At 62.4% G+C, this 22,114-nt stretch carries 23 protein-coding genes and 2 tRNA genes; 14 read left to right on the top strand and 11 right to left on the bottom strand.

From position 1 onward, the window contains the following. Positions 1-45 precede the first annotated feature (45 nt). Positions 46-999, top strand: coding sequence for a sulfate adenylyltransferase subunit CysD (gene cysD / locus ACT6VE_RS12620; protein WP_444798938.1), 954 nt, complete (start codon positions 46-48; stop codon positions 997-999). Between the two features lies 1 nt (position 1,000). Further along, positions 1,001-2,491: a sulfate adenylyltransferase subunit CysN gene (cysN, locus tag ACT6VE_RS12615; protein WP_444798937.1), complete on the top strand. Its 1,491-nt coding sequence runs from the start codon at positions 1,001-1,003 to the stop codon at positions 2,489-2,491. 141 nt (positions 2,492-2,632) lie between these two features. On the opposite strand, the gene ACT6VE_RS12610 is transcribed toward cysN, so the two are convergent. From ACT6VE_RS12610 to ACT6VE_RS12590, 5 genes are all read right to left on the bottom strand, one after another. Then, positions 2,633-5,485 (bottom strand): patatin-like phospholipase family protein, encoded by a 2,853-nt coding sequence (locus tag ACT6VE_RS12610; RefSeq protein WP_444798936.1) that lies wholly within the window; start codon positions 5,483-5,485, stop codon positions 2,633-2,635. A gap of 85 nt (positions 5,486-5,570) precedes the next feature. After that, positions 5,571-5,708, bottom strand: a complete 138-nt coding sequence (locus ACT6VE_RS12605; protein WP_444798935.1) for a hypothetical protein — start codon at positions 5,706-5,708, stop codon at positions 5,571-5,573. A gap of 66 nt (positions 5,709-5,774) precedes the next feature. Beyond that, positions 5,775-7,091 (bottom strand): HlyD family type I secretion periplasmic adaptor subunit, encoded by a 1,317-nt coding sequence (locus ACT6VE_RS12600; RefSeq protein ID WP_444798934.1) that lies wholly within the window; start codon positions 7,089-7,091, stop codon positions 5,775-5,777. A gap of 12 nt (positions 7,092-7,103) precedes the next feature. Continuing rightward, positions 7,104-8,840, bottom strand: coding sequence for a type I secretion system permease/ATPase (locus ACT6VE_RS12595; RefSeq protein ID WP_444798933.1), 1,737 nt, complete (start codon positions 8,838-8,840; stop codon positions 7,104-7,106). A 207-nt stretch (positions 8,841-9,047) separates the two neighbouring features. Beyond that, positions 9,048-9,560: an MgtC/SapB family protein gene (locus tag ACT6VE_RS12590; protein WP_444798932.1), complete on the bottom strand. Its 513-nt coding sequence runs from the start codon at positions 9,558-9,560 to the stop codon at positions 9,048-9,050. Positions 9,561-9,716: 156 nt separating this feature from the next. Here ACT6VE_RS12590 and ACT6VE_RS12585 point away from each other — a divergent pair. From ACT6VE_RS12585 to ACT6VE_RS12575, 3 genes are all read left to right on the top strand, one after another. Next, positions 9,717-9,793, top strand: a tRNA-Pro gene (locus ACT6VE_RS12585). A gap of 600 nt (positions 9,794-10,393) precedes the next feature. After that, positions 10,394-10,660 (top strand): hypothetical protein, encoded by a 267-nt coding sequence (locus tag ACT6VE_RS12580; protein WP_444798931.1) that lies wholly within the window; start codon positions 10,394-10,396, stop codon positions 10,658-10,660. Between the two features lie 122 nt (positions 10,661-10,782). Continuing rightward, positions 10,783-11,112 carry a hypothetical protein gene (locus ACT6VE_RS12575; protein WP_444798930.1) on the top strand — a complete coding sequence of 110 codons (330 nt, stop codon included), beginning with the start codon at positions 10,783-10,785 and terminating at the stop codon, positions 11,110-11,112. A 324-nt stretch (positions 11,113-11,436) separates the two neighbouring features. Here ACT6VE_RS12575 and ACT6VE_RS12570 read toward each other — a convergent pair whose 3' ends face one another. Further along, positions 11,437-11,796 (bottom strand): nuclear transport factor 2 family protein, encoded by a 360-nt coding sequence (locus tag ACT6VE_RS12570; RefSeq protein ID WP_444798929.1) that lies wholly within the window; start codon positions 11,794-11,796, stop codon positions 11,437-11,439. A gap of 475 nt (positions 11,797-12,271) precedes the next feature. Between ACT6VE_RS12570 and ACT6VE_RS12565 the strand changes: the two genes are divergently transcribed. The 5 genes from ACT6VE_RS12565 to ACT6VE_RS12545 all read left to right on the top strand — a co-directional run bounded on the left by ACT6VE_RS12565 (position 12,272) and on the right by ACT6VE_RS12545 (position 14,701). Then, on the top strand, positions 12,272-12,535 hold the full coding sequence (locus ACT6VE_RS12565) for a hypothetical protein (protein WP_444798928.1): 264 nt from the start codon (positions 12,272-12,274) through the stop codon (positions 12,533-12,535). 204 nt (positions 12,536-12,739) lie between these two features. After that, entirely contained in the window at positions 12,740-12,907 is a 168-nt protein-coding gene (locus ACT6VE_RS12560) for a hypothetical protein (RefSeq protein ID WP_160861518.1), read from the top strand. After that, positions 12,904-13,089 (top strand): hypothetical protein, encoded by a 186-nt coding sequence (locus ACT6VE_RS12555; protein ID WP_444798927.1) that lies wholly within the window; start codon positions 12,904-12,906, stop codon positions 13,087-13,089. The genes ACT6VE_RS12560 and ACT6VE_RS12555 overlap by 4 nt, the downstream gene beginning before the upstream one ends. 462 nt (positions 13,090-13,551) lie before the next feature. Further along, complete coding sequence (locus tag ACT6VE_RS12550; protein ID WP_444798926.1) at positions 13,552-13,887, top strand: hypothetical protein; 336 nt, start codon at positions 13,552-13,554, stop codon at positions 13,885-13,887. A gap of 67 nt (positions 13,888-13,954) precedes the next feature. Continuing rightward, positions 13,955-14,701 (top strand): class I SAM-dependent methyltransferase, encoded by a 747-nt coding sequence (locus ACT6VE_RS12545; protein WP_444798925.1) that lies wholly within the window; start codon positions 13,955-13,957, stop codon positions 14,699-14,701. 81 nt (positions 14,702-14,782) lie between these two features. Here ACT6VE_RS12545 and ACT6VE_RS12540 read toward each other — a convergent pair whose 3' ends face one another. Next, positions 14,783-15,487, bottom strand: coding sequence for an SDR family oxidoreductase (locus tag ACT6VE_RS12540; protein WP_444798924.1), 705 nt, complete (start codon positions 15,485-15,487; stop codon positions 14,783-14,785). A gap of 210 nt (positions 15,488-15,697) precedes the next feature. On the opposite strand from ACT6VE_RS12540, the gene ACT6VE_RS12535 reads away from it, so the two are divergent. Together ACT6VE_RS12535 and ACT6VE_RS12530 are read left to right on the top strand one after the other, a co-directional pair. Further along, positions 15,698-16,408, top strand: coding sequence for a hypothetical protein (locus ACT6VE_RS12535; protein WP_444798923.1), 711 nt, complete (start codon positions 15,698-15,700; stop codon positions 16,406-16,408). A 205-nt stretch (positions 16,409-16,613) separates the two neighbouring features. Then, positions 16,614-17,336 carry a hypothetical protein gene (locus ACT6VE_RS12530; RefSeq protein ID WP_444798922.1) on the top strand — a complete coding sequence of 241 codons (723 nt, stop codon included), beginning with the start codon at positions 16,614-16,616 and terminating at the stop codon, positions 17,334-17,336. On the opposite strand, the gene ACT6VE_RS12525 is transcribed toward ACT6VE_RS12530, so the two are convergent. From ACT6VE_RS12525 to ACT6VE_RS12515, 3 genes are all read right to left on the bottom strand, one after another. Next, positions 17,333-18,433 (bottom strand): thioesterase domain-containing protein, encoded by a 1,101-nt coding sequence (locus tag ACT6VE_RS12525; protein ID WP_444798921.1) that lies wholly within the window; start codon positions 18,431-18,433, stop codon positions 17,333-17,335. The two genes, ACT6VE_RS12530 and ACT6VE_RS12525, sit on opposite strands and share 4 nt — an antisense overlap. Positions 18,434-18,684: 251 nt before the next feature. Continuing rightward, positions 18,685-19,122: a DUF3597 domain-containing protein gene (locus ACT6VE_RS12520; protein ID WP_444798920.1), complete on the bottom strand. Its 438-nt coding sequence runs from the start codon at positions 19,120-19,122 to the stop codon at positions 18,685-18,687. A 179-nt stretch (positions 19,123-19,301) separates the two neighbouring features. Beyond that, positions 19,302-19,376, bottom strand: a tRNA-Gln gene (locus tag ACT6VE_RS12515). A gap of 229 nt (positions 19,377-19,605) precedes the next feature. Here ACT6VE_RS12515 and ACT6VE_RS12510 point away from each other — a divergent pair. Together ACT6VE_RS12510 and ACT6VE_RS12505 are read left to right on the top strand one after the other, a co-directional pair. Beyond that, the gene (locus ACT6VE_RS12510) at positions 19,606-19,902 is read left to right on the top strand and encodes a cupin domain-containing protein (RefSeq protein ID WP_160861528.1); all 297 of its coding nucleotides are present in this window, start codon (positions 19,606-19,608) and stop codon (positions 19,900-19,902) included. 11 nt (positions 19,903-19,913) lie between these two features. Continuing rightward, a complete protein-coding gene (locus tag ACT6VE_RS12505; protein WP_444798992.1) occupies positions 19,914-20,855 on the top strand; it encodes an MBL fold metallo-hydrolase in 942 nt (313 codons plus the stop codon). On the opposite strand, the gene ACT6VE_RS12500 is transcribed toward ACT6VE_RS12505, so the two are convergent. Beyond that, positions 20,856-21,761: a DUF1499 domain-containing protein gene (locus tag ACT6VE_RS12500; RefSeq protein WP_444798991.1), complete on the bottom strand. Its 906-nt coding sequence runs from the start codon at positions 21,759-21,761 to the stop codon at positions 20,856-20,858. Positions 21,762-22,114: the final 353 nt, after the last annotated feature.

Below are 22,114 nucleotides of genomic sequence, written 5' to 3'. Positions count from 1 at the left end.
CCTCATAAGCCCTCCCAAGGCGACCCATCCGGAGTAAGAGTTTACATGTCCGATATCCGTCACGAAGCGGAAGCAAAGCAGAACGCACCGCACAAGCCACCGCTCGATCCGCATCTGAAGGCGCTGGAAAACGAAGCCATCCACATTTTCCGTGAGGTCGCCGCAGAGTTCGAACGGCCGGTGATGCTCTATTCGGTCGGCAAGGATTCGTCCGTCCTGCTGCATCTTGCGCGCAAGGCCTTCTATCCCGGCCGCGTGCCCTTCCCGCTGCTGCATGTCAACACGGGCTGGAAGTTCGGCGAAATGATCGCCTTCCGCGACAAGGTCGTTGCGGACTACGATCTCGACCTCATCGAATACATCAACCCGCGCGGTGCGAGCGAGAACGTTACCCCGTTCACCCACGGCTCGTCGCTCTACACCGACATCATGAAGACCGAGGCGCTGCGCCAGGCGCTCGACGCCGGCAAGTATGATGCGGCCTTTGGCGGCGCACGCCGCGACGAGGAAGCCTCGCGTGCCAAGGAGCGCATCTACTCCTTCCGCACGCCGGACCATCGCTGGGATCCGCGCAACCAGCGCCCGGAACTGTGGAACGTCTATAACGGCATGATCCGCCAGGGCGAAAGCGTGCGCGCCTTCCCGCTCTCCAACTGGACCGAGGTCGATATCTGGCGCTACATCCAGGCGGAAGAAATCCCGATCGTGCCGCTCTACTTCGCGGAAAAACGCCCCTTCGTCGAGCGCGACGGCATGATGATCCTGGCCGAGGATCCGCGTCTTGAACTGCTGCCCGGCGAAGTGAAGCAGGAAGGTGTCATCCGCTTCCGCACGCTCGGCTGCTTCCCGCTGACCGGCGCCATCCGCTCGCAGGCCACGACGCTGGACGACATCATCACGGAACTGGAGACCGCCACCGTCTCCGAACGCCAGGGCCGCGCGATCGACCGCGACCAGTCCGGCTCCATGGAAAAGAAGAAACGCGAAGGGTATTTCTGAGATGACCGTTTCCGCTACCGCAATCGCTGAAATTCTTCCGTTCGAAGAACCAGCCCTTGATCAGGCTCGCGCGATCCGCGATTCCCGCCCGCTTCGCCTCATCACCTGCGGCTCCGTCGACGACGGCAAGTCGACGCTGATCGGCCGCCTGCTCTGGGACACCAAGGCCGTCAAGGAAGACCAGGCCGCGACGCTCCAGCGCGACAGCTCAGGCAAGCAGAACGATCTCGGCCTGCCCGACTTCGCGCTGCTGCTCGACGGCCTGCAGGCCGAACGCGAGCAGGGCATCACGATCGACGTCGCCTACCGCTACTTTTCGACGGACCGCCGTTCCTTCATCGTCGCCGATACGCCCGGCCACGAGCAGTACACCCGCAACATGGCGACCGGCGCTTCCACGGCGGACCTCGCTGTGCTTTTGATCGATGCCCGCGCCGGCATTCTCGAACAGACCCGCCGCCACGCAACCATCGCGTCGCTGATGGGCATTCGCCAGTTCGTGCTCGCAATCAACAAGATCGACCTGACGAACTACGACCGCGCCGGTTTCGAGCAGATCACGCATGACTTCAAGGAATTTGCGCTGACGCTCGGCATCAAGCAGATCACCGCCATCCCGATGTCGGCGCTGAAGGGCGAGAACGTCGTCTATGACGGCCGCGCCACCATGCCCTGGTATGATGGCCCGACGCTCGTCGAAACACTGGAAAAGGCGACGACCCGCTCCAACCAGACGGTTGGGTTCCGCCTGCCGGTGCAGCGTGTCTCGCGTCCCGGCGAGAGTTTTCGCGGGTATCAGGGCACGGTTGCCGGCGGTTCGGTGAAGCCGGGCGATAGCGTCGTCATCCTGCCTTCCGGCATGGTCGCCAACGTCACCAAGATCGTCACTTTCGACCTGGTGCGCAACGCTGCCGTCGCGGGGGATGCGATCACGCTGGTGCTCGACCGCCAGGTGGACGTGTCGCGCGGCGACATGATCGTTGCCATCGATAGCCAGCCGATGACCGGCCGCGGTTTTGACGCGCAGCTTGTCGCACTCCAGCCGGAAGGCATCGACCCCGGCAAGCGCTACTGGCTGAAGAGCGGTTCGCGCCGCCAGCGCGTCAGCATCGAGCCGATCAGCCAGCTCGACCTCAAGACCTCGAAGTGGAATGCGGCCGAGCGGCTGGACATGAACGGCATCGGCAAGGTGCATCTCACCTTCGACGAGCAGGCGATCTTCGACACCTACGAGCAGAACCGCACGACCGGCGCCTTCATCCTGATCGACCCCGACACCAACAACACGGTGGCCGGCGGCATGATCACCGGCCGTCGTTCGGAACTCGGCGGTATCCACAAGGACGACCAGCGCGTGCTGCTGTCGCTGCCCGCCGACCTCGCCGAAAAGCTGATGGCGACCGAACTGTTCGCGAACCGTCGCCAGGATGTGGACGTGCGCCACACCAGTGCCGGCCGCGCGGCGGAAATCCTCGCCGATCTCGACGAATAGGACGGCGGTTCCGTCGCCTCTCCGCTCCTTGGAGGGGTGCGGGAAACCGAATTGATCATCCTTGCGGCGCCCTCATCGGGCGCCGCAATCGTTTAGCCGCCTGATCGCGTGCCGTGTGTCATTCGTGGCTATACCACTCCCCTACGCCGTTCCCGGCAAAGCGCCATCATCAGCCACCGCTGGCGCAGGCGGGGCAATGCCGAGCCTTTTCTTCAAGTCGGCCAGCAGACGGACGATCTCCTCCGGTCGCGGCGCCGACGGCTTTTTCGGGTCCGGTTCGGCAAGCGCGCGCCAGGCCGCGTGAAAGCCGAGGGCGCGATAGGCTTCCATCTGCTCTTCCGAAAAGAACTGGTCGCCGGTGGTCTCGTGCGGGAAGGCCGGGAAGCGGCGCTCATAGTCGAGAACATAGTCCGGCTCATCTCCCGTGGCGGTCGCCTTGATGTAGAGCAGGACGCCCTTCTCGCCCGCGCCATAGTCGATCTCGCCGATCGCGAAATGGCAGTCGTGGGCAGGCGACGCCTCCGGGATATATTGCTCGCGGCTTGCATTGCGGCTGAGGGCTGCGACGCGCACCGGCTGCCATTTGATATCGATGCGCACGCCGAGATCGATGCGTGCAAAACGCTCGGCATCGACAAGCGCACCGAAGGTCATCGCCGGATCAGCCTCCGCGTCAGCCACGATGATGACGCGGCACTTGCGTTTCAGCAGCTGATAGAGGCCGATATTGTCGATATGGCCACCATCGGTCAGGTAGACCTTGGCCGCATCGCCCGACAGCAGCCCGAAGGATTCCGCCACAAGATAGGCGCGCAGAAAGTCGTACCAGCGCGTCTCCGTCGGCGCTGTCTTACCCTTTGCCGTTTCGTCAGGTGTGGCCTTCATAAAGCGCGGGTTCGGCATCCAGTAGCCAAGCCGCAGGTTCAGCAGCGCCAATGTCGGACGCAGCAGACCGATCTGTACGCGTCCCATGCTGGACGATACTGCGGCGCCGGAGATCGCCACGGCGGTCGCAAGATCGAGCTGCCGCACCTTTCTCTCCATTCGGCGCGTCGAAACGTAACCCGTCAGGTCACTGCCGACGAAATTACGGGAAAAGAGGAAGAATTCCGCATTGCGGCCCCGTTTGACCGGGTCCGGCTCATTGAGACTGCGGCGATCGCCCTCCGGAACTTTGTCGACCACCGGATCACCGAATGCACGGCCTGCACGCTTGTCCTCAGAGCGCTGGCGTGCGTTCAACGTCGTGTTGATCAGCAAATAGGGCGCTTTTTTCCGATTCATCAAGGTAAGTTTGAGGGAACTGGAGCGTTCGAGGTTCTTGCCAAGACGGAAAGCCGTGCTGAGCCGCTCCCGATAGAGCCGATGCAGGCCATTGGCGTTTTCGGAAAAATTGATCGTCAGCATCAGCACGATCGCGGTGGCGAGCAGGTACAGCCTGACCATGCCATAACCGCCGCCTTCCCGTGTCGCGATCGCGGCGGCAACCAGGAACGCGGCGATCGCGGCGAGGACCAACGCCCCTTTCAAGGCCTTGCTCTTGTTCTCCGCCATCAGGCGGAAGAGCGTCGCCAGCGTGGCGCGTCCCTGCTCGCGCAGTAGAAAAACCCAGAATTCCCAGCCGAGAAGGAGACCGGCGACAACGCACAGCACGGGTACCAGGTGGTCGTAGAACAGAAAGTCCGGGCTGAGCGAGTAATGGCTCCGGGTGAACTCGGCCCGATCTGCAATTCCCCAAAGCGAAAGCGCCAGGAAAGCCGCGTAGAGCAGCAGCGGTACGATCAGCCCAGCCGCCATGAGAGCGCCTTTCGAGGCAATGGCACGCAGCTTCACCGCGATCGTCGCGTCCTTCATTGCCTTCTGGATCCAGTCGACCAACGTCGCCCGCAAGCTTGCGGTCGCGACGACGAAGGCGGCGAGCACGGTTGCGATCGTCGGAAGGGTCGTTTGCGCCTCCTCCTGGCGCGTCAGGTAGTCGCGTAGGAAAGCGAGGATAGGGCCCTGCGCTTCGGCAAGGAAAACCGATAGCGTCAACGTCATCAGCAAGCCGGAAAGCCAGGTTCCACGCGAACGAACCTCATGGTCGCTCATTCTTCCCTTGATGCCGTGCCGTTCCGGCAGGGATCGCCAAAGCCCCCAGCCAAGAAGATAGAGGAAGGTCACAGCCACAAGTGCCACGCTCACCACGAACGGAAATTCGCACCAGCCTTCCAGTGGCGACGTGCACGTCGCCCGCTCGCCCGTCCACAGGAACGCCGCGATCTGGTAGAAAATGCTGCGCGGGAGATCCTGCGCGGTCGGGTTGGCGATGACCGTGACGGTCGCGAGCGGTAGAAGCAGCGCAAGTACAAGGAAGGCGTTGACGGCAAGACCCCGGCAGACGATCGCCAGCGAGGGCAGTATGTCGGCCATGCCATGGGGGATGAGGTAGCGACTGTGATCGCGGATATGGCTGACCGGCTCGCTGTCACGCACATCGTCGCTGCTTGCCGCAGCACGGACGGAACCATCGGCAGAGTTCTGCTCGGTAACCTCATCCGTCACGGCGAAGGGGAACTGCCCCTCAGTACCGCCGCGGCTCATGGCGGCCACCATGCTGGCGCCGATATAGCCGCCGCCCGAAACCGTCGAGAGATAATCCATGCGCGGGATGAGGCCCCGGGCCTTCAGCGCCTGGAGAACGCCAAGGCAGAAGCTTGCCGAGCGGATACCGCCCCCGGAAAGGGCAACTCCGAAGAGGTTTTCGGGCACCGAATACTGGTCTCGCTTCCCTTCGCCGCTGCCCCAACCGCCCGTGCGGCGTTTCAGGATGATCTCGTACTCGGCTTCCTTTACGCCATCGAACTCGCTGTGGTCCGGCAGCTCATCGCTCTCGCCTTGCATGATCGCCCCACCCTTGATCGCCTCCAGATTGCAGAATACCGCATGAGAAGCGCGTTGAGTATAGGGAATTAAGAAATACCTAAAATCCAGGCGGCCGATTGACAGCGGCATCTGCTGAGGGGAATCGCCACGCAAGAGACGCAAAAAGGGGCCGCGTTGCGACCCCTTTTCAAAAATCCGTCGTTTCAGATGCCACTCAGAAGAAGAAATACCAGAGCAGCAGCACGACGAAGATCGGCACACCCATCAGCCAAAGAATCAAAGCCCGAGCCATTGAAGTTTCCTTTCGTTGATTGTCGAAAAGGAGAATGTCCGGGCGGGCGAATTGTTCCATCAGCAGGTCATGATAAAGGGCGCCGAAGCGCCCTTTGATCCTTGCAAGCCGGTAGAATCCAGCGGCCTAGCGCTCGCGAAAAGCCTTGGCGAAATAGTCGGCGAGAGGTTTTACCAGATATTCGAGCGGCGAGCGCTCCGCAGTCTGGATGAAGGTCTCGACCGGCATGCCGGGCATGACGTGTTTGTCGGCGAGCTTGGTCATTTCGCCGACATCCGGCTTGATTTCGGCCTTGTAATAGGTCGCGCCGGTGCGCTGGTCGGCAAGCACGTCGGCGGCGACCTTCGTCACGTGACCAAAAATTTCCGGCGTGTTGCGATGGTCGAAGGCGCCGAAGCGGATATGTGCGACCTGGCCGACATGCACCTGGTCGATCTGCGTCGGCGAGATCTGCGTCGAGATGACGAGGTTCTGCTCCTGCGGGATGATGTAGAGCAGCGGATCGGCCGGGCGGATGACCGAGCGCAGCGCATGGACCTGCAAACCGAGCACGATGCCGGACATGGGCGCGGTGATGTCCATGCGGCTCAGCGTCTCGAGCTTGGCGTTGCGCCGTTCCTTGAGCTCGGCGACCTTCGCCTCGACTTCGCGCAGCGTCGTCGTCGCCTCCTCGCGCACCGTGGAGTGGATGTTGAGGATCGCGATCTCGATTTCGGCGACGCGGCCGGTGTTCTCCGCGATGTTGGAGCGGGCCTGGCTGATCGTGCCGCGGATTTCCGCCTCTTCGCGCTGAAGGGCGAGCACGCGGCTGGCATTGGTCAGCGACTGGGCAAGCAGCTTGTTCTGCGCCTCCAGTTCCTTGCCGATCAGCTTCAGCTGGATTTCCAGCGCGGTGATGCGGCCTTCGAGACCCTCGTTCTGCTTGGCGATCTGCGCCTTCTTCTCCTGAAGCTGGGCGGCCTGCTTGTCGCGTGTTTCGGCACGCGCCGTCATCAGCCGCTTCTGGCCGGTGACGATTTCGGCAGCGTCCGGATTGGTGGCCACGGCCTTCAACAGGTCGGGATCGAAGGTGATCTCGGTCTTGTCGTCCTGCTCGGCCTTGAGCCGTGCCTCGGTGCCGAGCAGGCTGAAGAGCTGGCCCTCGATGACGGCAAGCTCGGAGCGATCGAACGTATCGTCGAGCCGCATCAGCACGTCGCCCGCCTTGACCGTATCGCCTTCCTTCATGCGGATCTCGCCGACGACGCCGCCCGTCAGGTGCTGCACGACCTGGCGGTTGCTGGCGACTTCGATGACGCCGGCGGAGACGACCGCGCCATTGATGCGCGTCAGCGCCGCCCAGGCGCCCATGCCGCCGAGCAGCACGAAGACCGTCGCATAGCCGGCGATCGCGTAGCCGCTATTGGTCCACTTCTTTTCCATCTTGCCTGTTTCGCGGTTCATTGAGCGAAAACCTTACTTGTTGTTGCCGCCGGCGCCGGTGCCGGCAACGACCTGCGTGTGGTTGCGCAGGTGGGCGCGCAACACGTCGTCGCGCGGGCCGAAGGCGAGGCGCTGGCCGTTTTCCATGATCAGGATGAGCTCGCATTCCTCGATCGCCGCCGGGCGGTGCGCCATGATGACGATGGACTTGCCCTCGGTCTTCATGTTGCGGATCGCCTGGTTGAGGGCCATGGAGCCGTCGGCGTCGAGATTCGAGTTCGGCTCGTCGAGCACCAGCAGTACCGGATCGCCATAAAGAGCGCGGGCAAGGCCGACGCGCTGCTTCTGGCCGCCGGAAAGCCGACCGCCCATGGCCGGCAGCCTGGTGTCGTAACCCTCGGGCAGGCGCAGGATCATGTCATGCGCACCGGCCTTCTGCGCCGCCTCGACGACCTTCACCGGATCGGGATCGAGCGCCATGCGGGCGATGTTTTCTGCGATCGTGCCTTCGAACAGCACGACGTCCTGCGGCAGGTAGCCGACATGGTCGGCAAGGCCGTCCGTACCATATTGTTCGAGCGATGCGCCGTCGAGGCGCACCTTGCCGCCGGCGGGAGGCCAGATGCCGGTAAGGATGCGGGCGAGCGTCGACTTGCCCGACGCGCTCTGGCCGATGACGCCGAGCGCCTGGCCGGGCTTCAGCTCGAAGGACAGCATGCGCACCGTCGCGACTTTCTCGCCGGGCGGCACGACCGTGACCTGCTCGACTTCCAGGAGCGCGCGCGGCTTCGGCAGTGCGGTACGGGCATCCTCTTCCGGTACGCGCGACAGCAGCTCGGACAGCTGGCGCCAGCCCTGCATGGCGCGCTGGATGAGCGCCCAATGGCCGATGGCCCCCTCGATCGGCGCCAGCGCGCGGCCGATGATGATGGAGCTCGCGATCATCGCGCCGGCGGTGATCTCGTTTTTCAGCACCAGATAGGCGCCGAGCGCCAGGATTGCCGATTGCAGGAAGACACGGAAGGTCTTCGAGGTGATGGAATAGAAACCATTGCTGTCGGAATAGCGGATGTTGGCTTCAAGCGCCTTGTCGCGCAGAAGCTGCCAGCGGCTGGCGACCGCGCGGCGCATGCCGAGCGCACGTACCGTGTCGCTTTCCTTCTGCAGCGTCTGGGTCATCTCGTCGCTCTGGCGACCGGCGATCATCGCCCGTTCCTGGTCTTCCTTCGTCCCGTTCTGGTTGAGCCAGGTAAGCGCGACGAGGATGAGGCCTCCGACGAGGCCGAGCACACCCATCCACGGATGGAAGGTGAAGATGATGAAGATGAAGAACGGTGTCCAGGGAATGTCGAAGACGGTGAAGACCGCAGGCGAAGACAGCACCTTCTGGATCGCGTCGAGATCGCGCATGCCGGTGACCGTCGAAATGCCCTGGGCGCTCAGGGTCGTGCGATCGAGCACGGCGTTGAACACACGCTTGTCAAAGCGGGCCTGGAAGCGGGCGCCAATGCGTGCGGCGACGCGGCTGCGGATGTGGTCCAGCACGCCCATGATCAGGTAGAGGCCGATGATGAGGCCGGTCAGCGCCACCAGTGTCGCCTCCGAGCGGGATGCCAGCACCCGGTCGTAGATCTGCAGCATGAAGAGCGGCCCGGTGAGCACGAGCAGATTCACGAAGAAGCTGAAGAGGCCGATGGCGACGAATCCCGTGGCGCTCGACTTCAGCACGGCTCTCAGTTCGTCCACACCGGTCTTGCCCGATGAACGCATGACAATGTCTCTTTAAAGATCGACGCCGGATGCGCGGCCATTGACGGCCATTATCCGGGCGGCGAAGGGCCACTCGACCGCTCCGCCGCGGCCGGCCGGATGCGGGAGCCGTCCGCATGGTTGCGCACGGCCTCGTTGGAAGACGGTATAGGGCGCGTTTTATTCGTAAATCAACAGAATTTCGATAAACTAATCCCAAACACAACCTCAGCGGTCATCTTTGCCCGATATTTTGTCCGCTTTGCCGGTTTCGTCCACCTTCGCCTGAAGCTTGCCGAGGACAAAGAGCACCACGAAACAGGCAAATGTCGCGACGACGGCGACGAACCAGAAGCCGAGCCCTATCGAAAGACCCACCGCGCCGGCCAGCCACATGCCCGCCCCCGTCGTCAGGCCCCGCACCTCGCCGCGCGAGAAGACGATCATGCCGGCGGCGAGGAACGCGACGCCCGAAGTGACAGCCTCGATGACGCGCAGTGGATCGATACGCACCTGCTCGCCGGAAAAACCAGCCATATGCACGCTCTCGATAGACAGAATGGAGAAGACGCAGGCCGACAGCGCAATAAGGATATGCGTGCGCAAGCCTGCCGGATGGTCCTGGTATTCGCGTTCCGCCCCGATTACGGCGCCAAGCAGGATGGCACCCACCATGCGCGCAAGGATGACCGGATAGGGCACTTCGGTCTTCGGAAAGAGGTCGGCAAGGATCTGTTCCATGGCGGCGGAAACGGATGAACCACGAGCCGGTTCCCTTGCGGACCGGCGAAACGAAAATTTCCCGACACCGCAGCACTTTCCCCAAGCTAGCGGATTTTTTGATATTTTGCGCTTGTCGAACCCAAAAGCCTGGTCTATAGGAGGCGCCGCTGGTCACGGAGTGTAGCGCAGTCTGGTAGCGCACCACGTTCGGGACGTGGGGGTCGGAGGTTCGAATCCTCTCACTCCGACCAGCTTGAGCCGCTGAGAATTATGCGTTTCAACATCATCCCGAAAAGCATCCCAAAAATCACGGCAATGCATGACGACTTCATTCGCCCTGCCCTCCCTGTCGCGAACGCTTCCCCGACTCCCGCTCGATGACCAGGGTGGTGGTGGTCGCAGGTCTTTTCCAGCGTCTCCACGGGCATTCCCAGATAGCCGGAAGCCTCCCCCTTATCGCAGCGGCCTGCATCAACCAGGTAGCAGCTGTATGGCGCAAGGTGTGCCGCACAACGCCTTCCGCCCCCTCACCTGGGACTTCCGTCCACCAAGTTCCGGAACGCCCTCTTCGGGTCGGCAGGCTTCCCGCTTCCATCGTGAGGATCGATGAGGAGACTGCCCAATTGAAGATCCAAGCCTATGAGGGATATTGGCAAGGAGCTAAACCAATCCAACGCCCAAAACCACTCCCAGCCCTGATCGCCTTCCTTCGGTTGCAGGTATCGTGAAACTGCTGCCGATGGGCCGTGACCAGAAGAGCCCCGCATTCTTTTATGTGGGTTCCTCGATTGGCCGGTCGACGCGGACCATAGAATCGGATGTGTTCGCGGTTCACTCAGCCGAGGTCCGCTATGCTTTCCGTGTTCGCTATCGCGCTTGCCCTGACGGCAGCGCCGCCAACCGCCGACGATCTCCAGATCGACTTCGAAGCGGCGCTACCATGCCCTGGGCTGGTTAATGGTCGTGAAGTGTGGGAAGGGCAGAAGGCTTTTTACGTGGCTTCATACACACAGCAAGCAGCAGAACTCGACCCCAGCTTGGTCGGCGCCGATGCGGTTCTCCGCGATGACAATCCTCCAGATGTCATTGGCGAATTTGAAGCTGCTTGTTCGTCCTAAGGGCGTTAAAATCGAGGCTGTTGAACTCACTGCTGAGATAATCGATGTCGCCGATTACTCTCTGACTTGAAACTACGCTTTCCGGACTCTAGGTACGAAAGAGGACAACCGGAGATTATGTTTTGCGTTCTACCATTGTTTTTTCCTCGATCATTGCGCCCATGCTCTATTTGACAGGATGTCAAGACCTTCAGAAAGATACGGCCAAGCAGCTCGCCTGCGCATATGCCACTGGAGCGCGAGATGAGGCGAATATTAACTTGAGGAGCTTCCGCCCTCACGTGAAGGAATTCCTGCTAAGAGAGGACCCTGATTTCGCCGCGATTTGGAAAGGACAGGAACTGACGCGGGATGTTGCTCAGCGTATCGTCGATTTCTGCGAGCTTCCCGATATGACCCGATTGCGTAAGGAACTCCGCCCGAAAGGGATAGGCAAAGCATCGCCGAAATGAGGCTGAGTAGCAAACGCAGATTTTGCGTTTGCTACTTGTACTGACCGCCCCCTGAGAAATCGCAGAAGCCCTGCCACCGGCAGCTTTCGCTGTCTATGCTTTATGGCGCGGAAGTCGCCGCGGCACTTATCCGTCACGACGTGTGGCCGCCATGCGGCGGCGATGGCTTCCAGAACTTCATGCACAGACGGCAAGAATGAGCCTTGGTTGTGAACGCATTCAGCGCCGATGCCATTGTTTGTGCCTTCGTCGTTTCCATTGATACACTTTCAACTTGGTCTGCGCGCTGTCCCGTCTTACAGCGTAGCCAATCTAGCCGCGACATCATCCATCCCAGGCCTGCACGATCGTTTGCCGGACTATTCGACTGCCGCCAAACTCGATGAACGCGGCGCAGAATACGCGCGCGCCGTCGGGGTACATGCAGTTCTGCGTGAAGGCGAGCCGGTCCCCCTCGGTGAGGATGATATCGACCTTGTGAATCATGTCTCGACCGCACACATCCGCGAAGTATTCGGATATCGCCTGCTGGCCACGAACCTCACGTGGCTTGCTTGGCGGGTTGTCGCGGTCGATAACGCGCACGACCGCATCGTCTGCATAGAAGGTAGGCAGGAGCTTGCCGTCGCGTCCTTCGATGGCCTGCTTAATTGCCGCGCCATCAACAACATTTACTGTCTTCATTTTGCCCTCCCATAATCGCATCTTGAAGCCGACCGCGGCTGCCCAAGGGGCGGCAGCGCCAGGATTTATTAGTATATACTAACATCAAGAAAGCTGCGACATCTGGTGTTAGGGCGTCGAACATAGCGCAGCCCGCTCGAGACGGTCGGCGATGGCGTACAGGGTCTCGTCATCAGGTCGCGTCAAATAGAGCCTACTCCGGATTGCATACCCTGAAGCGACGCAAACGCTAGCAGCACCACGGCGTAGTCAGGGCCGATAGTCATCTGACGAAACCCACCAATGAGCTGCCTGACTTGGCCGCGTTGATCTCGTCGCCACCCGAAAACCTGCCCTCGAGGCGTCAGATCCCAGCCGCTGGAGCCCAGCGAAATCCGACTGGGAGGCGTTTGTGACGCCACGGTTCATTCTCCGCCTTCCCACAGACACGGGGGACCCTATATAAGCGGCAGGGTAAGGTTAAGTGGGACGACGAATGACGAAAAAACCAAAACTGGAACATTCCGAACTGTCCGGTGAATTCACCGAGGACGATGTGACCGTGCTCGTCGACATCTACCGTCCGGCAGGCACCCAGCAGGACTGGCGGATGGAGGTCGTCACGCAGAACGAAGACCTCTTTGAATGGGACGAGCCATTCCCGACCGATCGGGAAGCGTTTGACGAATTCCTCGCGACCGTGGCACGCGACGGGATCCAATCCTTCCTCGAAGAGGACGATGTGCCGACGACGCATTGATCGAAAGATCCGGCGATCATCGCGGTTTCCTGAGCCACCGGACCTGTGGCTCCAACCATCAATCGTGCCTGCTTCGAAAATCTATGCCTGACCGCGCATGACGGGCAGATTCGCGCTTTTTTGCTGGTGCAAAAAGCGCGAAACGGAGGCGCTTGACTTCTTCAATCCACAATGAGAACATATCAAGAACAAATGGAGGTTCTCATGCAGATGGATGCGGTCGAACGTGCGCGTGAAATCATTGCCTCTGGCCAGTCTCTTCGCGAGAAACAGTTGGCCAATCGCGCCGAGATCCAACGCAAGGTCGAGGCGGCGGCCAAGCCGCTCTATGTCCTCAAGAGCAAGAAGCAGTTGGAGTTGCGCCTGCAATGATCCGTGCGCCGAAACGCCAGGACGACAGCGTTCCCGATGAAGCCAAGGAAATCCTCGACCTTCACAAGGGCGATGCTCTCGAGGCACTACGCACATTAATCGCGGAGCGCGACGCGGTGGAAGAGCGCCTGTCCTTCGCAAGGCTTGCCGGCCGGATGCACGTGCGAGGCCGGCGGTCATGATCGCCACACGGGAGTGGACGAACACCGTTCCTTCTGGCAAAAGCCTCCCAGGACGCGACTGCCGATAGCTTTAGATCGGGGTCGGGTGACCGATTGACGTCACGTCGCTGCCGCGAGATCACGCTGGCCGTCCTTAATCATGGTGTGAGCCGCGCGCTCGCGCGTGTCCAATCCGCCCGATTTCGCCAGCCTCATGTGAACAGCCCCGCCGGCTCACGGCGCGACCACCGAGCGCCGCCGCTCCCGGATCAAGCCGCGCCCGGCAACACAGCCGTCTTGCGAGGGGCCGTGACGGCACGAACTGTTGCAAATCCGCAAGGTTCACGGCCCTTCGACGGGGATAGGAACAAAGTTTGCGGACGGTGATTCCCCTTTGCCACGCGCTGCGCTATGGCGAAATTGAGGCTCGATTTCCGAGTCGCCCGTTTTCCGGCCGCACCGAAGTCCAAGGACATGGCACAGATGAACTCCCGCATTGCAATTCTGGCAGGCCTGACGCTTGCTCTCGCAGGATGCACCACCGTTACCATCGCTTCCAACCCCCTCCAGGCCCGCTGGAACGGCAAGACCGCCGGCAGCTTCTTTGCCGCCTACGGCCCGCCGATCTCCGACATTGCCGGCTCGGGCGGCACGACGCTCTACAAGTGGCGCGGCGGTTTTTCCAAGGGACGGTCCTGCACGGTCGAGCTGACGGTGAACGAGGCCTACAAGATCGACACTATCCGCGCCATCGGCGATCGCGTCGATCCGAACGGCGGCCCGACGCACTGCGAAAAGGTTCTCGATGCCGTGAAGTAAGCGCAGCGTTCGATAAATCCTTTCAAGGCCGTGCGGAAACGCGCGGCCTTTTCATTTGGAGGACAGAATGGACGAAGACCGCCTTTACCACGACCCTGACCTTGCCGATTTCTACGATCTCGAAAACGGCTGGGAGCGGTCGCCCGACTTCGCCTATTGCCTGGCCTTCGCCGACACGGCCGAAAGCGTGCTGGATCTCGGCTGCGGCACCGGCGCGCTTGCTGTCGCGCTGTCCGGCGGGCGCAGGGTCGTCGGCGTCGATCCGGCGCCGGCAATGCTTGCGATCGCGCGAGAAAAGCCCGGCGCGGACGCCGTGGACTTCATCGAAGGCGATGCGCGCACGCTGCGGCTCGGCCGCCGCTTCGATCGTATCGTGCTGACCGGCCATGCTTTCCAGGTGTTTCTCACGCCGGATGACCGGCGCGCAGCCCTTGCCACCATCGCGGCGCATCTGGCGCCCGGCGGGCGCTTCACCTTCGACAGCCGCAACCCAGCCTGCCGGGAATGGGAGGAATGGGGACCGGAGGATTCGATGCGTGTGGTCGAGCATCCCCGCTTCGGCGCCGTCGCGGCATGGAACGATGTTTCCCACGACCCGGAAACCGGCATCGTCACCTACGGCACGCACTATGAAATCCGTGCGACGGGCAAGCGGCTTTCCGCCGCCTCCCGCATTGCTTTTCCGGAAAAGGCCGAACTGGAGGCGCTGATCGCCGAAGCAGGACTCGCGGTGGAGCGCTGGCTCGGTGACTGGCATGGCAACACGTGGCAGCCCGGCGCAGCAGAATTGATTCCGGTCGGCACGCTCGCCTGAGCGGAAACCTTGTTCGGCGATGTGCCCTGCCCTGCGAATTCCAGGCAGATGCGGACTCGCCCGCATCTGCCTGCGCCAGGCTCAGACGGAGCGGGTCAAGCCGCCATCGACTCGGATGTTCTGCCCGGTGATGTAGCCGGCGCCCTCGGAGGCGAGGAAGGCGACGGTGGCGGCGATTTCCTCGCTGGTGCCGTAGCGCTTCATCGGCACGCTGTCGCGCCGCTCCTCGGTGCCCGGCAGGCTGTCGATCCAGCCCGGCAGCACGTTGTTGATGCGGACATTGTCGCCGGCATAGGTGTCGGCAAAAATCTTCGTATAGGCAGCAAGGCCTGCGCGGAAGACGGCCGAGGTCGGGAACATCGCCGACGGCTCGAAGGCCCAGGCGGTGGAGATGTTGATGATCGACCCGGACTTCTGCGCCTGCATGATCGGCGCCACCAGCCGTACGGGGCGGATGACATTCAACAGGTAGACGTCCATGCCCTTGTGCCAGTCTTCGTCGCTGATCTCGATGATCTGCGCGCGCGGGCCATGGCCGGCGCTGTTGATGAGCACGTCGATGCGACCCCAGGTCGAGATTGCGAGATCGACAAGCGCCTTCAGGTCATCGGCCGACTGGTTCGAACCCGTCACACCCACGCCGCCGAGTTCCTTCGCCAGCGCCTCGCCCTTGCCGGAGGAAGACAGCACCGCCACCTTGAAGCCATCCGCCGCCAGCCGTCGCACCGCCGCCGCCCCCATCCCGCTGCCGCCCGCCGTGATGACTGCTACCTTGTTCGTGCTCATTCCGTGTCTCTCCCGTCTCTGTTAGGCGACGGTGATAGCATTTTCCATGGGCAAGGACGAACCGGTTTGCGCAGGATTATCCACTGGCAATCTGCGGGGAAGCCGTCTTCTTCGGCCCTTCCGCTCGCAACATAGTTGCAAAACGGAAATCACCCATTCAACATAACCTGAAGTAGAAATCGGTTGCAGATCGGGGACCAGGAAAAGGTCATGGAGTACGAGCGGCTATACCCTGATTTCAAAGATGCCCTTCTGATTGCCTACGCCCTGAAAGCCGATGCAAAAATCGGCCAGCCTGTCGAGGCAGAAGCAGCGATGGAGTATGTCACGGCCCGCCACGACCCATCCTGGATTAGACCTGCCATCCTCGAACTTGCGGACGCTGGCATGTTGAGAGGTACGCGTTATATGGGCCACGACCCCATTTATGAGCTATCAGGCGCCGGCTTGACGCGGGCTGCAGAACTTATGGCAGTGCTTGGGCAAGACCTTTACGCCCTTGCTGGCATTAAGAAGGCCCCGCGTTCTCGTGAAACCGAACAGGAGCCCTCTTGGGCACTCCAGACCAATAGCCCCGTCTGGAGTGCTCAAGAGGGCGGTGGTGCCTATAGTGCCAAAATGCAAACCATCCTTCGGCTGTCCGATGCTTCCAAAAGCCTGAATGCGCATATCCAGGCAACGCTCGAAGACTTACGCAAGAGCAACCGGCTTCCAGCTGAAAACAGTCCCGCTTTTTCTCAGCACTACCATGAACTGGAGGCTGCCAGCGGCCTGCTCAAGGCAGAGCAGACAGATCTCGACCTCCTCAAATATATTCTGCTGATCGCCCTTCGCTGGTTTCATGAAAGGGTCGGTGAAGACCACATACGCGCGCAGATCAAACGCCTCATTGAGATGACGGAAAGCCTGGTGGGCGAGTAGCGTCCGCGGCGGGCGAATTCGATGGCCGGTGGAAATGTGTGGGCCGCGCGGTAAAGCTCCACAACCTGATGCACAATATAGTTGCAATGCATGTGTGCTTCCCGCATCCTTCCGTCACAGTTGGATTATCCGTGAAGCCCCTCGAAACCGCCGCCGGACGTTCGGTGCGCGGTCGGCTGATTGCTGCCTGCCGAAAGACACGAGCATGAAGAAACGCTTGCCCTTTCACACCTTTATCGACGAATTTCTGATTGCCTGCGCGGCCAGTGTAGACAAGAAGACAAACACGTTGGTCGATGCTGGCTTTGCCGCGCGCTACATCAGCGACCCCTTCGATGAGAGCTGGCCGGACAGCGCCATGAAGCTGCTTTGCAACAATGGGCTTCTGCGCGGCTCCTACACCCTGGGCAAACCCACCTTCTACAACCTGACGGGGGAAGGATTGCTGCGTGCCGAGGTGCTCGCGGCAAAACGGGGCAAGGATCTGGATGACCTGATCGAGGCACATGCCAGGCCAGTCACCCGGAAACAGGCCACGGGCGAGATCGTTCCGTTCCCGATCCTGCGGCAGCTGGACAGCCCGGTGCTCAGCGTCCGGGAGGACGGCTTGCCGGCGACCTTGACGCTCGGGCCTCTCATTGCCTTGCGCGGCACCGCCAAGACGGTAAGCCGAGATGTAAAGGCGGTCGTCGCGGCCATTCAGACGGAACGTCTCCTGCCGGAGGCGGACCAGCCGGAATGGTCCGAACACTTGCCCCGCATCGAGATAGGTCGAAACCTGCTCAAGGCAGCGCAGGTTTACGAGGGGCTGCTTCACTTCTGCCTGCTGTCACCTCTGCAATGGGTTTTGCCGCGGGTGACACAGGACGGGATGCGGGAGGAGGTTGAACGCCTTGTCGCGGCCACGGAAAGGCTGTGCGAAGCCTAACTCCCGGCTCCCCCAAGCCGTCGGGAAATATCGCGGGCAAGGATTTCGGCGTTGCGGCCGACGATGACGCTTTGATGGTTGCCCCGCATATCCACCCATTCGGCGCGGGGCAGGAAACGCGGCCAGATCGCCCTCGGATCACAGTCAACCGGCGAGCCGCCGAGCGCGCGATAATAGGTGAGCATGCCCGTATAAGGCGATGGCCTGTAGAGGCCCTTCATGCGCAGGAGCTGGCGCGCGGCCGCATCGTAGCGCGGCGGATAGTTGCCGATCCATTGCGGCGCCAGGCCTGGATAGTGCTCGGAGCGGGGATCGGCGAAGCGCAGAGCAAGCGGCCTCAACGCCCGCCGCACGGCCGACAGCAAGGTGGCCCGCCCCTGTCGCTCCGGTGCGGCCCGTTCGGACGCGCCCTCCGGATTGGCCCGGCCTTGTTTGTTGGTCGCCCAGCGGCGTCCGGCGCGTTTTGCCATGAAGCGCAACCAGACGGGCAGCGGCCAGCAGTGCTCGCCCTGCGGCGCGTCGATCACCCCCAGAAAGGCGATGTCGTCACCGCGCACCGCCAGCGCGCGCGCCAGCTCAAGGGCAAAAATACCGCCGAACGAATAGCCGAGCAGGCGATAGGGTCCACGGATGCCGGCGGCATCCAGTCCGCGCAGCGATTCGGCAATCTCGTCGGCCACCAGAGCGGGATCCCGATTGCCCCGCCCGAACTGCGTGAGCACCATGCCCAGAACCTGGCCGGGAAAATCCAGCCGGTCGATGAGATCCTGTATTTCCAGAAAACAGCTGAGACCACCGGCGAAGACGACGAGCGTCTCTGCCGGGGAGCCCGCACGCACGTCGATGAGCTTGCGCAGGCTGCGCGTGCCTTCCTCGGGCGCCGCGCCGACGAACGCGCCAACCGTCGCATGGGCATAGAAGCAGTTCACATCGAGCTCTATGCCGGTTTCACTCCAGAACCGGGCGATGATCCGCAGCGCGCGGTTGATCGTCAGGCCGCTGCCGAGCAGCCGATCGTTGAGCGCGACCGGCTTTTTCAGTTCTTCCCGTAAAATTTCGAGGAGCCGGCCGGAAAGTCCTTGTGCCGCACTGTCCATGCCAACTCCAAGTTCCGTTCCTCTTGGAGACAAGCCCATCCTCCGAACCGCGCCCAAGCGTGCTGTTCAAGCACCATACACGGGATAGCCCGCCCGGCAACCCATGAGCGAACCCGCATAAACATATCCAACGATTTGAGGACGGCCCCACCATGCGCCCCTGCCCGCCGTGTAGCCGACAGGACCGAAACCACCACGGGGATTACGAAGCGAGAAGCCCGCCGAAGCGCTTTCGGCGGGCCGTCACGTGTTTAATCCAGCAGGTCGGCAGGAACTTTCCCGCCATTGTCGGCGAGCGCCTTCATCAGGGCCTTGTGCAACCAGATGTTCATGCTGGCGGAGTCACTCTTGTCGCCGGTATAGCCCAGCTCGTCGGCAAGTTCCTTGCGCTCCTGAAGGCTGGCATCCATGCCGAGCGCCTTCATCATGTCGACGATGGAACGGCGCCAATCGAGCTTCTGACCATTCTTGGCAACAGCTGCATCGAGGATCGCCGCAACATCGACCGGCTGGCTCGGCGTCGCCGGGCGGCTTTCCGCGGGGGTCACAACCGCATCCTTGCCGACACTCGGCGTCGCGGCCATATCGGCCGTCGCCGGCTTCACGGCGTCAGCCGTAATCGTTTCGACCGGCTTCTGCTCTTCCGCCTTGCCGAAGAGCTTTTCCTTGATGGAACTGAATATACCCATATCTGACTCCCTGTTGCTTCTCGCCGGCTTTCGCCCGGCGTGACGAAACAATAGGGTCGCGGCCTGTCATTTCAATGAATGCTTTTCAAACGACGCGGCATCCTGGGTAGTTTCAGCGGCACACCGCACGATACGACGCGTCTGGAAGAGGATAGTGACGGGCTTCATGAAGTAAGCCATGGCTGGGGCGCCAGGATTCGAACCTGGGAATGCCGGTACCAAAAACCGGTGCCTTACCGCTTGGCGACGCCCCACCGTGGCGGGAGCCTGATAGCAAAGGGCGGGCGGGCGGACAATGGTTAAGTTCCGGTTTGCGCGATTATTCTCGCGGGCATCCTCTTGATTCGTCGGCGATCGGCAGGCTTCGCGCTTGGCAGGCGGACATGGCGGGGCTAGGGTCCGGCCGTTAGATCGTCCTTTTCGGCGGCAGGTCGCCCGGCCATTCGGGGTTGTGAGACTGCCGCTTCCTCACGAGGAGCCGCCATGTCCAAGTTCCGCGCCCGCCCGCCGGCCGTGCCGACCATTCTTCTCGACGATGCGGTGGTGCGCGTCACGCGCTGGGATTTCGAGCCGGGTGCCGATACCGGCCACCATGTGCATGGGCTCGGCTATGTCGTGGTGCCGATGACGGATTGCGACTTCCTGATCGAGGAGGAGACGGGCGAGCGGCGGGTGCACAGCAAGGCCGGCGCCGTCTACCGGCGCGAGGCGGGCGTGGCGCACAATGTCGTCAATGGCGGCGACAGCCCGATGAGCTTCATCGAAATCGAGTACAAGTGACGGCCGTGGCAATCTCCAAGCAAGACGACAGCCGGGAACCCCCGCATTTCAATCTCGAGTTCAAGCCGGCCTATGGCGAGGCGGTGCCGGTTGCCGCGCGGGTCGAGCGCGTTACCGTCAACAATCCGAGCCCCTTCACCTTTCACGGCACCAACAGCTACATCGTCGGCGATCGGTCGGTCGCGGTGATCGATCCCGGCCCGGAGGATGAGGCGCATTTCCAGGCGCTGATGACGGCGCTTGCCGGCCGCGAGGTGACGCATATCGCCGTCAGCCACACCCACCGTGACCACTCTCCCCTCGCCCGCCGGCTGAAGGCAGAGACCGGCGCGATTGTCGTTGCGGAAGGCCCGCACCGGGCGTCCCGGCCGCTGCATGCCGGCGAGAGCAATCCTTTTGCCGAAAGCTCGGATGTGGACTTCGTGCCGGACATTGCGCTTGCCCATGGCGACCGGGTGGAGGGTGACGGCTGGGCGCTGACGGCGCTGCTGACGCCCGGCCATACCGCAAACCATGCCGCCTTCGCCCTCGATGGGCCGGAGGGCATCGTGTTTTCCGCCGACCATGTCATGGCGTGGGCAACCAGCATCGTCGCGCCGCCGGACGGGGCCATGGCGGACTACATGGCCTCGCTCGACCGCCTGCTGGAGCGGGACGACCGCCTCTATTTTCCCGGCCATGGCGGCCCGGTGACCGAGCCGGCGGCGTTCCTGCGCGGGCTGCGCACGCACCGGCGCATGCGCGAGCGGGCGGTGCGCGAACGCATCCGCGCCGGCGACCGGTTGATCGCCGACATGGTGAAGGTGATCTACCGCGAAACGGATCCCCGCCTGCATGGTGCGGCGGCACTCTCGGTGCTGGCGCATCTGGAGGATCTGGTCGCGCGCGGCGAGGTGGTGACCGAGGGGCCGCCGTCGCTGGCGGGACTGTATTTCCTCGCACCCGGCCTCTGATCAATCGCCCGCGATGCCGAGCAGCTCGGCGTCGAGCGCCTTCAGATAACCTTCGACAAGAGACGCGCCGATGCCCAGGTCGTGCGGCCCGTAGCGCGAGGCGGCGCGCATGTCGACAAGCGTCGTCTCGGCTTCTTCGCGCAGGCGGATGACCACGTCGAAGCGGAAGCCGAAGATCGGCGAGCGCCATTCCCCCTGCAAGAGGACATCGCCGGCACCGCCGACAGAGGGGATCAGCGGCGTTTCGAGCGGGCGGGCCTCGGGGATCGGCACCTCGCCCAATGCCTCGGCACCCTGCGTTACCTTCTTCGGATCGATCACGAGGTCTTCGAGATCGGCGAGGATGTTGTCGAGCCCGTCTTCGGCGGTAATCGTGATGCCATAGGCCGTGGCGACCTTGCGCACGCCCTGATAGACACGGTCGAGCGCGCCCTCGTAGCGCCGGCCGGAGAGGCCGGGATAGGCGTCGAGCTGCACCTCGCGGTCGCGCGGCGTAACCGTGCCGAGGCGCGGCAGCCAATCCTGCGCGGCAGAAGGCTGGGACAGCCAGGGCGGCGGCGATACCGTGTCGGTCGTCACGTCGTAGAGCGCCGGCTTGTAGAAATAGGCATAGGCCGCAGCCCCCGTCACGCCGAGCGGCAGCAGAGCGAACAACAGCGCCACAAGGGCGGCCTTGCCGCCGCGCGCGCCGACATGCCAGAGGCGGGCAAGCCCGGTCGCCGCCAGCAGCACGGCAAGCCCGGCCATCACTGCGGCAAAACCCGCCAATGCAAGGAAATGCGGCGTCGTCAGCGGGCCGAAGCGGTGCGACAGCACGACGGCAATGAACAGCACGCAGGACAACAGTGCCATGCGCCGCGCCCAATACGCCGCATGCGAAACAGGCCGTTCATACTGGATCGTGATCGCCATGGCCTCACCGGATGCGTCTGCCGTCTCCTCTCCCTAACGCAGGACGGTAGATTTTTCCATCGGCATTGCGTGGGGAGGCTTTCCATTGAGGTGACGCCACACGCACGAAGGGGTGCGTGTGATGCGGCTCCTGAACAGATTCTTTCGCCGGGAGATCGAGCAGTCCGTCAAAGGGCCATAACCCAGGTGGTTGACAGAGAACTGCCTGCGTTTGTTTGGACGTCATTGCCGAGAAGCTTGCCAAGACGCAGGACGCCCGTTGAGCCGAGTCAGCTTCGGCTGGGCACTGTCAATCGCGCTTTGGTAAAGCTGGCTGGGCCTGGACGACGCAAAGGCTGCGCGCTGGC

The sequence above is a fragment of the Shinella sp. genome (assembly GCF_052438155.1).
Classification (GTDB): domain Bacteria; phylum Pseudomonadota; class Alphaproteobacteria; order Rhizobiales; family Rhizobiaceae; genus Shinella.
The sequence above is the reverse complement of the archived record's forward strand: the minus strand, read 5'-3'. Positions and strand labels throughout refer to the sequence as shown.

Coding starts and splice junctions, on each gene's coding strand:
- ACT6VE_RS12510 (WP_160861528.1), top strand. CDS start 19,606: ATGTCCAAGTTCCGCGCCCGCCCGCCGGCCGTGCCGACCATTCTTCTC.
- ACT6VE_RS12550 (WP_444798926.1), top strand. CDS start 13,552: ATGAACTCCCGCATTGCAATTCTGGCAGGCCTGACGCTTGCTCTCGCA.
- ACT6VE_RS12580 (WP_444798931.1), top strand. CDS start 10,394: ATGCTTTCCGTGTTCGCTATCGCGCTTGCCCTGACGGCAGCGCCGCCA.
- ACT6VE_RS12590 (WP_444798932.1), bottom strand. CDS start 9,560: ATGGAACAGATCCTTGCCGACCTCTTTCCGAAGACCGAAGTGCCCTAT.
- ACT6VE_RS12610 (WP_444798936.1), bottom strand. CDS start 5,485: ATGCCGCTGTCAATCGGCCGCCTGGATTTTAGGTATTTCTTAATTCCC.
- ACT6VE_RS12570 (WP_444798929.1), bottom strand. CDS start 11,796: ATGAAGACAGTAAATGTTGTTGATGGCGCGGCAATTAAGCAGGCCATC.
- ACT6VE_RS12535 (WP_444798923.1), top strand. CDS start 15,698: ATGGAGTACGAGCGGCTATACCCTGATTTCAAAGATGCCCTTCTGATT.
- ACT6VE_RS12595 (WP_444798933.1), bottom strand. CDS start 8,840: ATGCGTTCATCGGGCAAGACCGGTGTGGACGAACTGAGAGCCGTGCTG.
- ACT6VE_RS12520 (WP_444798920.1), bottom strand. CDS start 19,122: ATGGGTATATTCAGTTCCATCAAGGAAAAGCTCTTCGGCAAGGCGGAA.
- cysN (WP_444798937.1), top strand. CDS start 1,001: ATGACCGTTTCCGCTACCGCAATCGCTGAAATTCTTCCGTTCGAAGAA.
- ACT6VE_RS12530 (WP_444798922.1), top strand. CDS start 16,614: ATGAAGAAACGCTTGCCCTTTCACACCTTTATCGACGAATTTCTGATT.
- ACT6VE_RS12560 (WP_160861518.1), top strand. CDS start 12,740: ATGCAGATGGATGCGGTCGAACGTGCGCGTGAAATCATTGCCTCTGGC.
- ACT6VE_RS12600 (WP_444798934.1), bottom strand. CDS start 7,091: ATGAACCGCGAAACAGGCAAGATGGAAAAGAAGTGGACCAATAGCGGC.
- ACT6VE_RS12540 (WP_444798924.1), bottom strand. CDS start 15,487: ATGAGCACGAACAAGGTAGCAGTCATCACGGCGGGCGGCAGCGGGATG.
- ACT6VE_RS12605 (WP_444798935.1), bottom strand. CDS start 5,708: ATGGAACAATTCGCCCGCCCGGACATTCTCCTTTTCGACAATCAACGA.
- cysD (WP_444798938.1), top strand. CDS start 46: ATGTCCGATATCCGTCACGAAGCGGAAGCAAAGCAGAACGCACCGCAC.
- ACT6VE_RS12565 (WP_444798928.1), top strand. CDS start 12,272: ATGACGAAAAAACCAAAACTGGAACATTCCGAACTGTCCGGTGAATTC.
- ACT6VE_RS12525 (WP_444798921.1), bottom strand. CDS start 18,433: ATGGACAGTGCGGCACAAGGACTTTCCGGCCGGCTCCTCGAAATTTTA.
- ACT6VE_RS12545 (WP_444798925.1), top strand. CDS start 13,955: ATGGACGAAGACCGCCTTTACCACGACCCTGACCTTGCCGATTTCTAC.
- ACT6VE_RS12555 (WP_444798927.1), top strand. CDS start 12,904: ATGATCCGTGCGCCGAAACGCCAGGACGACAGCGTTCCCGATGAAGCC.